This window comes from Pedobacter psychrodurus (assembly GCF_032678585.1).
GTDB classification, from domain to species: domain Bacteria; phylum Bacteroidota; class Bacteroidia; order Sphingobacteriales; family Sphingobacteriaceae; genus Pedobacter; species Pedobacter psychrodurus_A.
On sequence record NZ_JAVTSN010000086.1, the window covers coordinates 1 to 11,458 of the forward strand.

At 39.2% G+C, this 11,458-nt stretch carries 5 protein-coding genes; all 5 read right to left on the bottom strand.

What is annotated here, in order from left to right:
* Window positions 1-270: 270 nt before the first annotated feature.
* A complete protein-coding gene (locus R2S57_RS29660; RefSeq protein ID WP_316848526.1) occupies window positions 271-2,592 on the bottom strand; it encodes a GAF domain-containing protein in 2,322 nt (773 codons plus the stop codon).
* Between the two features lie 242 nt (window positions 2,593-2,834).
* The gene (locus R2S57_RS29665) at window positions 2,835-6,440 is read right to left on the bottom strand and encodes a BamA/TamA family outer membrane protein (RefSeq protein ID WP_316848527.1); all 3,606 of its coding nucleotides are present in this window, start codon (window positions 6,438-6,440) and stop codon (window positions 2,835-2,837) included.
* Between the two features lie 359 nt (window positions 6,441-6,799).
* Entirely contained in the window at window positions 6,800-7,711 is a 912-nt protein-coding gene (locus R2S57_RS29670) for an SdiA-regulated domain-containing protein (RefSeq protein WP_316848528.1), read from the bottom strand.
* Window positions 7,712-7,798: 87 nt separating this feature from the next.
* Window positions 7,799-9,838: a polyphosphate kinase 1 gene (gene ppk1 / locus R2S57_RS29675; protein ID WP_316848529.1), complete on the bottom strand. Its 2,040-nt coding sequence runs from the start codon at window positions 9,836-9,838 to the stop codon at window positions 7,799-7,801.
* A complete protein-coding gene (locus R2S57_RS29680) occupies window positions 9,838-11,055 on the bottom strand; it encodes a Pycsar system effector family protein (RefSeq protein ID WP_316848530.1) in 1,218 nt (405 codons plus the stop codon). The genes ppk1 and R2S57_RS29680 overlap by 1 nt, the downstream gene beginning before the upstream one ends.
* Between the last annotated feature and the right edge of the window lie 403 nt (window positions 11,056-11,458).

An 11,458-nucleotide genomic window follows, 5' to 3' on the forward strand; every position in this document is an offset into this window, starting at 1 on the left:
CCTCTCTAATGGAATCTGTCAATGGTAATGCGATTAAGGATCTTTATCCCATAAGTTGGTTCTCTGTTTCATTGTTTAGGATTTGCTTAGCAGAGCCTTTAGGTTATTCATTGCATCTGATAGCTATCGGATCAGAATGACAGAATACGGATAATCAGCACCCAACTCTGAGTACTTCGTGTATTCTCTTTGCGCCCTCCTGTGGTTAAAACCTCAAACAAAAAATCCCCTGGTTTTATACCAGAGGATTTAGAATGATGTTCGATCGGCTTAATGCTGTAACACCTTAGCGATTTCCTTTTCGATTGATTTTAACTCTTTAGGTTTAAGCTTTTTGGCTGCATCAGCTTTAGTGCTTACTTTATTTTCCAGGTATTTTACACCCACCCTTAAAGCCTTCAAACCAGAAACACCTTGCAGTTCATCCAGTTCCAGTTCCTCCAAATCGTCGTTTAAATATCCCTGAACCTGCATATATTTAATGTACTCCATATATTCTTTGGCTTCCTCAGGATTGAAATAAACCATGGCTATTTTATGAGGCTGTGTTAAACGTTCCGTTGTTCCTTTAATCAATACCTTGTCGATACGTTTTTTAACCACTTCGTAACGGATGTTATAAGCACCCTCTACATCAAAACGACGTTCATCATTCCTAAAACTGATATCAATCGCATTCGAGTGAATAAAAATCAATTGCGTAGTCTCCAACGGACGGGGCATTTCGCCGATCAATCCTTTAGATAAACGTGCAATATCAACCATTGACGTTAATTGCCAAAGACGGATATTTTTTAGGTATAACAGATCAAAAGGCCTGTCAGGTGCAATTTCCTGACCAATATAAATGTCGTACTCTACCCCATCAGTTCTGAACTTGGCAAAATAACAAGGATATGAAGCCTGTAAGTTAGCCTGCGATTTTTCAAGATATTGACTTACCTCGGTATTGATCAGTTGCATCGAAATTTCAAGCTGTCTGCGGTTCGCAAAAGCAGCACCTGTTTCAGGAACAATCACCTCAAAATAACGGTCAACAAATTCGGCCGTTTGAGGATAATTACCTTTAATAATCGACAAGAAAGGATAAACTTCTATCTCTAAAAACTCATTTAATTTGTTTTCTTCATTCGAAGAAGCGAAATCGCCAATGCGTACAATCCAATCTTTACAGTTGAACAATAATTTATCGGTAAGCTCTAAAGAAACGTGTTTGCGGATCGATTTTAAAGTATCAATTAAACTGTTCAATTGCACTTCCATATCATCTTTTAAAGCCTTATTGCGCTCTATCGTAGAGTTACGGATATCAATTGCCCCAAACAGCGGGTACATGTGTTTAAAGGTAATTGTTTCAATTTCCTTTAGTTTTTGATTACCGCTGTTCTGAAGAAAATGCCACACCGCTTCATTAAATTTCCACTGTACCGATGGTTGCAAAGCAGTAAACTTATCCATTAATACCTCATCCATTTTCGCATCAAATTCTTCAATGCTATATTGGAAAAGCTGGCCGATCAATGGCATCGCCGGACGTAACCTTGACAATAACTTATCATCAACCAATACTTCCTCATTGGAATATACCTCTAAAACACCAGCCAACTGATTGTTGTAATAAATTGGCAATACCGAATAAGAACAAACACCAGCTGCTTTTAAAACCCTTAAAAAAGGATCCTTATCAATCTGATCATCATTGATGGCACTTACAAAGATGGCCCTTGGGTTTTCTTTATATTTATCAACCAACGAATAGAATACTTCTTCCTCGAGGTTTGATGATTTTGCCGAGTTGATGAGCATGCTCTGCGAAAACTCCTGGTTATCGAAAACCAACTTATTGTTAACGGTTAAAAATGGCATTAAACCAAATTCAAGTTTTCCGTTTCCACTAAGGGTCTTCAAAGCATGAATAACGTGCGTATATGCTTCTGTCTGATAATTGTGGTTAACCAGTGCATCACGGATCCCGTCAATAGCATGTTGCAGCGTAACATCGGTTATGGAGATGATACTGAAACCTTCAAAAATAAAATTTTGTAAGGGCAAGTGTTTTACCAGATACTCTAATTCGGTTTCATCCTGAAAATGCTTGCCAAGCTCTTCAAAATTAAGCTCAGGCAAATCGCCCTTATGTACAATATCTACAAATTTGGTATCCGTTTGGATATTATAGTACTGCGTAAGCTTTGTATCCTGATTAATGTGGGCATAAATAATCTCATTCTTCAGTATCGAAGTAAAATTATAAAAACGGCCTAAAATGGTATTATAGATAAACTTAAGCTGTTTTTTCTCAACAGGCTCATTATCTTTAGTTACTTTATTTTTAGGATCATGATCCTTAAAAAATTTATAGAATGCATTGGTGCTGAAGAAAATCTGATCTGGAATTGGGGTACTTAAAGCCCAAAATAAATCGTCTTCATTATCCATCAAAGGCGTTAGAATGGTAAAAATCAATTCTAAGGTATCTTTATATTTAGATAATTCTTCGGCACTGATGTTGCCAAGCAGCACATCGTCTTTTTCAATTTTTTGAAGTAAAAACCTGTAAAACTCAGATTTTACTGATTTCTCTGTTTTCAATCTGCCTTTTAAATACTCCACAAGGGGGCGAAAAGACAGTGATGATTCTACCTGGCAATGTATACATTCGTTTTTGTGTATCTGTATTACATTGGTATTCATTGTATAAGTTTGCTATAGTGTAAAATTTATAGTTATCTATTTAATTACTAATTCATTGCAAAGATACATACTCCTAAAAGCAATCTTCGTCTGCTGAACGTAATACTTGGATATTACATCTATTAATATGTTACACAAATTTAGTACCTAAAATTCAACGATACGTATGGATACCAGCCATCAGAGGAGTGTCCCATCACAAATCGCACAACCGTGAGTGATGCCGGAGCGAAATAAACGCCCCCTCCTACACCGTGGTGCCATATTGTTGATGCTTCGTCACGTTTCCATACCCTGCCAACATCATAAAAACCCAACAGGCCAATTTGTCCGGGTAAAACGTAGCTCACCAGGTCGCCAAGTTTAGCACGAAGTTCTAAATTATTATAAAACATATGCTCACCGGCAAACCTAAACTGGCGATAGCCCAAAAGATTTCCCTGTCCGCCTAAATACAATGCCTGATAAAATGCAGGTTTACCAACGGTTACCCCGCCACCAAAGCGATCTGCCAAAATGAAGTTTTTTCTGCCATCGAGGTTTTTATATAGCGCAATACTCGCGGTAAACTGCCCATATGAATTAGAATACTGGTTAACCCCTTTATAACCCAAAAGCTTGAAATCCACATAGCTACCCAAAGTTGGCAATAAATCGTTATCGCGGGTATTATTGGTAAAATTAACGAATGCACCTGCAAACATCTTTTCGTTACGTACCGTTAATGAATCAGATGAATGCAACAGCGGTGGATTTTCGATAAATCTACCATCATTGTCTTCTTTGTTATATTTATAATATTGCCATGACGGACCAACACTAAAAGTAGATTTTGGACGGCGCCACCTTACCGCAGCATCAAACTGATATAAGTTGTAACGCGCCCGGTAATACCGGATATCATCACCATGTTCGTCGAAATGTGTTTCGTTGCCTAATCCGAAAAAGTTCTGCGTATTGTTTGGCGCATAAGCGTCTGCCTTCACAATAAAATCTGCCTTGCCCAAAGCTTTTAACCACTCACCTTTATAGTTAAACCTAAAGGCTTTTGTAGAGAATGAATGCAGAAAGGAAATGGTTTGCGAATTGCCATAAGGCTGTTTTCTAAACCCAGGATTGGTTTGTTTGTAGATTAAACCCAGTAAAATACCATCATCCTGATTATAACCAGCATTTAACAACCATGAATTTCTGCGGTACATATCTTTAGGGATGTAACTGAAGTTCGAGGTATCATTAGAAATGATTTTCCTTATTTTATCGGCATCCTCACCATTGTAAGTTGCTTTATCGGTTCTGCCGTATAACTTTACCGATCCATTACTGTTGGCAAAATCGTAAACTTTAGTACCCTTGCCGCCGATAATCCGCAGTTTAATGTTCGAATTTTTATTGTTCAGCATTAAACTGTCGTTACCATTGTGCATATACATGCGGATCTCTTTGGTTACTTTGGGATCAAACTTACGGTCGAAAAGTTTATCCTTGATATTACCTTCTTTCGAAATCTTATTGATTTTTACGCGCAGGCCATTATCATCCGCATCAGAGATCTGGATCAGTTCGTTTTTATTGGTTACCTCAATATCCACAATGCGGTTAAAGAAATGATAATACTGGTTCATCAATTTCGGCAAAGTGGCAATCCTGTTGCGCATCTGCGCTAAAAAGGCATCGTGATGTAAGGAATAACTTGGTTCAGGAAGTTTTTTTAATGCTTTTTCGAAAACCGCATCATTATAATTTGCACAGAAATCCTTTACAATTTTATCAAACTCTTCTTCATCAATATCGGCTGTCCATCGGCTACTGATTTCTCTACCCTCCCACAAAAACCAATTGATATTCTGTATGCCACGTTCGTAACCCTGCATCATTGGCAATAAGGAAGAGGATTGGGTATAACGCTGTAAAAAGCCGTCAGATCTGAAAAACACCTGATCACGGTCTCTGGGAACCGGCGAATAAGTTGAACCATCTTTAGTTTTGGTTTCTTTCCAGCGCCACTGGTCTTCATGCCTGTCCCAATCGCCGAGCAGCACATCAAATGCCCTTGCCCTTACCCAGGCTGGCCCATCTAGCTTGTTATCGTTATCGTCGGTCAGTTTTTTATCCATTTTGGGAGAACTATCTGATTCACCAGTAGGTTCTCTTTCTTCGAACAAGCACAGCGTATTGGCAAATGCCGATTCAAATTCTCCAAGGTTATCATCGGGCGAAACCCAGCCAATAATCGGGTTGCTGTGTGCAATTCCACCTGCCTTAGCCAGTTCGGGCACTACAAGGGCCGAAAAGGGGTGTTGTGCCGACATATTGTCTTTGATTACATCCTTGGCAAAGGTTTCGCGTAATGCGGCTGGCAAAAGTACTTCCGGGTATTTTTCTACACTCCGCAATACATATTCTTTGCCATCTTTATCTTCTAAACGCAAAGAGCGCGATTGATTACCGCCACCACGCTGGGTAGCCTTTAAACCACCCATCATTTGAGAAACCCTCAATACCGGAACTTTAGTTCTTCCGGCATATTCTTTACGGTAATTATCACCAAAAACAAAACGATGGAAACGGCCAACACTATCGTATTCGGGTTTAACACGCACAAAAATGCTGTCGGCTGTAATCGGTTTATCCCGGTTTCTAACCTTTTGAGGAATGGTTTCGAACTTTTTGATATAACTGTATACTTTCTTCACGCTGGTATCCGAATAAATATAATATTCGTAACGCATATCGTTATTTTTCAACTGATCGGCAACCACGTATCCCTGCTGCATTTCGTGGAACAGCGAAGTTTTGCCTTCTTTATTTGGTGAGACTTTCGACCCTGAACCGCTGATAATCTGCAGCTGTTTCCCTTTAATTAACTGTAGACCGTGCTCGTGCCCCGCTACGTAGGTTACATTTGGATAATCGCCAAATACACCTGTTATTGATTTGATCATATCCTTATAGGCCGGATGGTTTAAATCTTCAGGACTTAACAAGGTAGAACGCAACATCGGGTAAACAGAGCCTAAAACAGGTAAAGGAATGTATAGGTTTTTGTTTAAGGAAGTTAACGGAAAAAGGTGGTTCCTTAAATTGAAATATCCTCCATGTGGTCCGTAACTTTGAAATGGATGATGGGAAGCCAACAAAATTACCTTGTCTTTATTCTCTTCAAGCAATTGTTCCATTCTAACCAAAACCTCATCTTTGGTTCTGCAATCGCACTCCCCATTAGGGTTCGATTTGTTATAAGGAAAAACCCACCATTCGCTATCGTAAGCAATGATGGTTAATTTATCGGTGAGTTTAATGGCAACAGGATCCGGACATCCGTTTGCGGGGATTAACTTTAACAGTGGATCGTTCTGCGCACTAAGAAAATCGCCCTGTGCTTTGATTTTAGCTAAACCTTTAGGACCTGATTTATCCCAATCGTGGTTACCGGGAACAAAATAAACTGCAGCGCCCATTTTCCGCATGGGTTCGAACTGTGAACGGAGGATCTTTTTGGTTTCCTCTTCTTCAACACTGCCCGGAAGCCCCATACCAGTTGGATAAATATTATCGCCAAGATATACAACGGTCGTTTTTTTGGGAAGAATCTGTTTTGCAGCATTTTTAAGATCCTGCATCTGTGCGGGATTCATCTCCCCTGCATCGCCAAAAAGAATTACACGGTATTTTACATCATCCTGCGCAAAGGCAATGAAGTTGATTAAAAATAAGATAGTAAAAAGGGTAAATCTTTTGATCATAGACTCAGCGTTTGTATAAATATAGTTATTTTAAAATTATTTTGTTTTTGGGATATCTAGTTAAGCATCCCTTCTTCCTATCGTTAAGTGCTAAATCACTCTCCATTTAGACGCGGAGGTCATGAGCATCAAACCTTAATTACCTTAATCCCTTAATGGTAAATAATATTAAAGAAGCTTAGCTCCTAACTATTAAGGACATTAAGTTTTTTTTTCATAATTGGCCGTCATTTCGATCGGACCTGAAAGCTATCAGATGCAACGCAGTCGAGAACCCGAAGGCTAAGCTAAATCTATCTAGAACTCATTCTTCTTAGATCTCTCCGTTTCGCCAGGCTTCAGTCGAGATGACGCCTTATCTATTTCTTCAATTTAAACAATAAAATATTCCCGGCGGCTAACGTTCCACCTTCGTTAGAAATGTAAAGGTTATTGTCGCGGTCGAAAGCAATACCCTCTGGCTGATTAAACAAAGCAGGATCTAAAGGATAGGTTGCTTTAACCTTAAAATCAGTATCGGTAACTACAAGTACCTTATTTACCGAAGAAAGCACATACCATTCGTTTGTTTTTAGATTTTTAGCCAATGCCGACGGACGGAACCTTGATTTTGAACTTCCAGATGCTTTTTCAATATCTTTATGCGACAGGCTAAATTCTCCGGCAGCAGTTAATGCCCCATCAGCGCCAAACTTAAAGCTGTAAATGCTTGAAGCTTTCGCTTTCGAATCTGGCTTGCTATCTTTGGTTAACACATAAATCATATTATTTTTTTCATCCGCAGCCAATCCTTCATACTCTGCTTTTGGTACCAGGTCTTTGGTTTTAACCACATTTGCCACTTCAGGTTTGTTAATTTCCGAAATCGGAAAAGTATGCAGCTCGCCATTGCTTTTTAAAACAATAACATAATTGTTAATGATAGCCAAATCTTCGTAATCGCCTTTACCACCAAATTTGGTATACTTTGATTCTTTGTCTGATAGGCCCAAATGAAATAAATCTCCATCTTCATCCTGAATGGCAAATACTTCTTTTGGATCGCCATTGTGGAATACAATTCCAGAAATTTCGAACAGGTTGTGCGGCATATTGTATTTAACAGGCTTCGATAAATCGTAAGGAAAATCTGATTTTTCGGCACTAACGGTCGAAACTGCTGATGTTGAATCACTCTTTTTATCATCACGGTTACCGTTAACGCAGGATATACCCAAAAAGGCAACTGAAATGAGTAAACTGGAAGCGAGGAAAGTTTTATTGTATTTCATAAGGTAAAATTTAATTTCCATGGTCTGTGTCCTCACAGACCATCAATAAGTAAAATTATACGGTCTGTGGAGACACAGACCGCGGCGTTATTTATTTTTCAATAACGCATAAATATCATGCTGAGAAGAAACAAGAACCCCGCCACTTTTAACCGGAACGTTATTCATGTCGTCATCTATACACACTGCTTGTACATTATCGTGTTTCTGGATTTCGACAATATCTATAATCTCCTGTTTAATCTGCTCATTATAAACCGGAAAGCAAACCTCTATCCTCCGGTAGATATTCCTGTTCATCCAATCGGCCGAACCGAGGTAAACATCATTTTTGCCCAGGTTATGGAAGATAAAAACACGTCCGTGCTCTAAATACCGATCAACAATACGCGTAACCTTGATATTTTCGCTCATGCCTTCTACACCCGGAATTAACCTGCAAATGCTCCGCACAATCATTTCGATCTTTACCCCTGCCTGCGATGCTTCGTAAAGTTTATTGATCAACACTTTTTCTTCCAGGTTGTTCATCTTAATGGTAATACCCGATGTTTTACCCTGTTTGGCATGTGCAATCTCCCGATCAATCAAATCAAGAAAAACCTGCTGCAAATTAAACTGCGCCACCAATAAATGTTTAAAATTAATCAGGTCGGCACTACTTGGTTTAACCCTTTTGGCCAAAAAGATAAAAAGCAGCTCCACTTCGCGCAACATTTCCTTATTGGCCGTCATCAAAATATGATCGGTGTAAAAGGCAGCCGTACTTTCGTTAAAATTACCGGTGGCGAACAAACCCGAATAACGCATCCGGTCTCCGGTCTGACGTTTAACCAGGGCCACTTTAGCATGTACTTTTAATGCAGTAACACTATAAATAATATCAACGCCAACTTCTTTCATTTTTTTTGCCCACTTGATGTTATTGGCTTCATCAAATCGGGCTTTAAGTTCGACCAGAACCGTTACTTTTTTACCGTTTTTGGCTGCGCTGATTAAAGCATTTACAATTTTAGAATCGCTGGCTACGCGGTAAAGTGTAACGTAAATTTCCCTTACATCAGCATCAATGGCCGCTTCGTTAAAAAAACGCAGCACGCTATCGTAACTCTGATAAGGGGTATGTACAATGATATCGTTTTTGTAAATGGCCTCGGTTAACGATCCTTCAATCAGATCGGTATTGCAAAGCTTTGGCCAGTTTTGGTTGGAAAGCCTGGGCACATTTACCGGGAAGCCCATAAAATCTTTCAGGTTGTGGTACTGTCCACCTTCTATCCTATTGGCCTTTTTTAAATTAAAGAGTTTTTTAAGCAGCTCGAATACATTGGCTGGTATGCCTGGCTGATGCAGAAAACGCGTAGCTAAACCCGAATCGCGTTTGAGCAACTGTTTCTCCAGCTGTTCCGATAAACTCCCGGAATACTCATCCTTGAGGTCGATTTCGGCATCTCTTGTAATTTTGAAACTATAACATCCTGTAACTTCTCCTTCTGGAAATATGCGGTCTAAATGGTAACGCACAATATCATCCAGGAAAACAATAAAGGTTTCATCTCCTGCTTCTACCTTATAAAAACGTGGCAGCTGATTGGAAGGGATATTTAAAATAATAACTTCCGCATCCGCTTCTTTTTTTAGTGTGATTAAAAAATACAGCTCGTTGTTTGAAGGGAAAAAATTCGTCTTTTCATTAATGTATACCGGCTGTAAAAAAGCCATCACCTGACTTAAGAAATACCGCGTAACACTTTTCTGGATTTCTTCAGGAAATGGCTGCCCATACATTAAATTAATCTTATTTTCTTTCAGCTGAGGAATAATATCCGATTTCAGCACAACGCCATATCGTTGTTGTTGATCTGAAATGAGTTGATTGGCGGTATTTAGTAAATTGTCGTCAATCCTGATATCGTTATCTTCTTTGTTGCTTAACTTTTCCAAAGCCAATAACACGGGCATCCTCACCCGATAAAACTCATCAAGATTGGAAGAAAATATCGACAAAAACTTAATGCGTTCGAGCAAGGGAACGGTATTCCGCTCGGCTTCCATTAAAATGCGCTCGTTAAATTTTAACCAGCTTAAATCTCTGTTGAAAAAAGAGGTTTCTATAATCTGTTCCATTAAAGTTTACCGTAAGCTGCGTATGCAATTACAAATGCCAATACCGCTGCAATTAAGCCAAACATAAAAATGTTATAGGCCAGGCGGATCAATTTATATTTCCTGCCCAGAACCACACCTTGTGAGTATACATCGGTAATCAGGGTTCCGTATAAAAAATCTTTATCATTCATCACCTTAATCATACCATCGGTATAACTCGGCAAGCTCATTTTATAGAAGTTACCGAAAAACAGGAGGTTAACTTTTTTATTGTCCATGTCTTCCTGTGTAAATTCTCCTTTAGGGATAGATGGGCGGGTTGACAAAATAGAAACCACTACACAGGTTAAACTCACCATCAATAAAATAAAGGTGGGTATAATCAGGTTGCCATGATCTTCTAAACGCCTTAACAGCAAACTCACAATCAGTGAAAGCATAATTGAGTTTACGGTAATCAGGATATGCGCCTTATTATCGGCCATATCACTTAGGCGTTGATTATTTGCCGAAGTAATCCTGAACATGGTTTCGATCCCCTTATCCGGGCGGTCGTCTTTATCTTTTTTCTTCTTTTTCTCTTGTATAATTACAGGGGCAAAGTTTTTAGGCTCTTCGAGTTCTGTGCTGATTTCTTCCTGGGAGGTTAATTTGCTCTTCAGTTTTTCGACATTTTTCTGCTTCTGATCGCTCAGCAACAAATTGGCATAATCGGTATGGTAATGGTGCGATTCCATAAACTGGATATCTTTTTTGCGCCAATCCAATTTGCTGATGTCTTTTTTATAGATCAGTTCGTTTTCCTTATGCATCAGCTTCCCTTTTGCGCGGAAATCGGCCAAACCTAGATGGAAAAGATCGGCATCGCAAATGATTTTATCAATCTCATTTTTAGGGTGCTGTGGAATTTTGGTCGCCAATATTGCGCTCCGAACACTATCACGAACTTCCTGATTTACTTTGTGTTTGGTCAAGAATTCATCCGCCAGGTCGGCACCTTTTGCCTCATGGTTTAAGGCATCTTCAAAATAACCGGTATCGTGAAAATAAGCGGCTACGGTTACGGTGAAAAAATCCTGCTCGTTCAGCTGGTAATGATTGGCAATCTGCTGTGCCGCATTTACAACTTCCTGGGTATGCTCCAGATTATGATAAACCAACCGCGGATCGTTATGGGTATGGAAGTAATCGCTAACGTGCTTTTGTACATCTTCCTGCAATTGTTTATAGTTCATGTGTAAATCCGGGTTGTGATAATTTGTGATGATGAGGGAAATGCATTTTCTTAAAATCCTTTAAAGCTGAAAATTGTTTTGGTTTTTATGGTTATAAAATTACGCTATTTTTTTAAAAACAACGCTCATCTGCCTTTAACAATAATAATGCCTTATTTATTTTACAATGCGCTTTCCAATTTGTCATCCTGAGCCTAGTCGAAGGGTTTTTCCAACGGATATTTTTCACCCATGCCGTCATCCTCGCGCAGGCGGGGATCCTAATGCTATAGCAATACTGCAAGTAAAATACATCATGAAACAAATCCGATAGCTATCAGATCAGGAGGGTGAACTACGCTGATTGTATACGAATAAGCCTTAATTACCTTAACTTCTTAATGGTAAAACTTTCGCAGGCGGG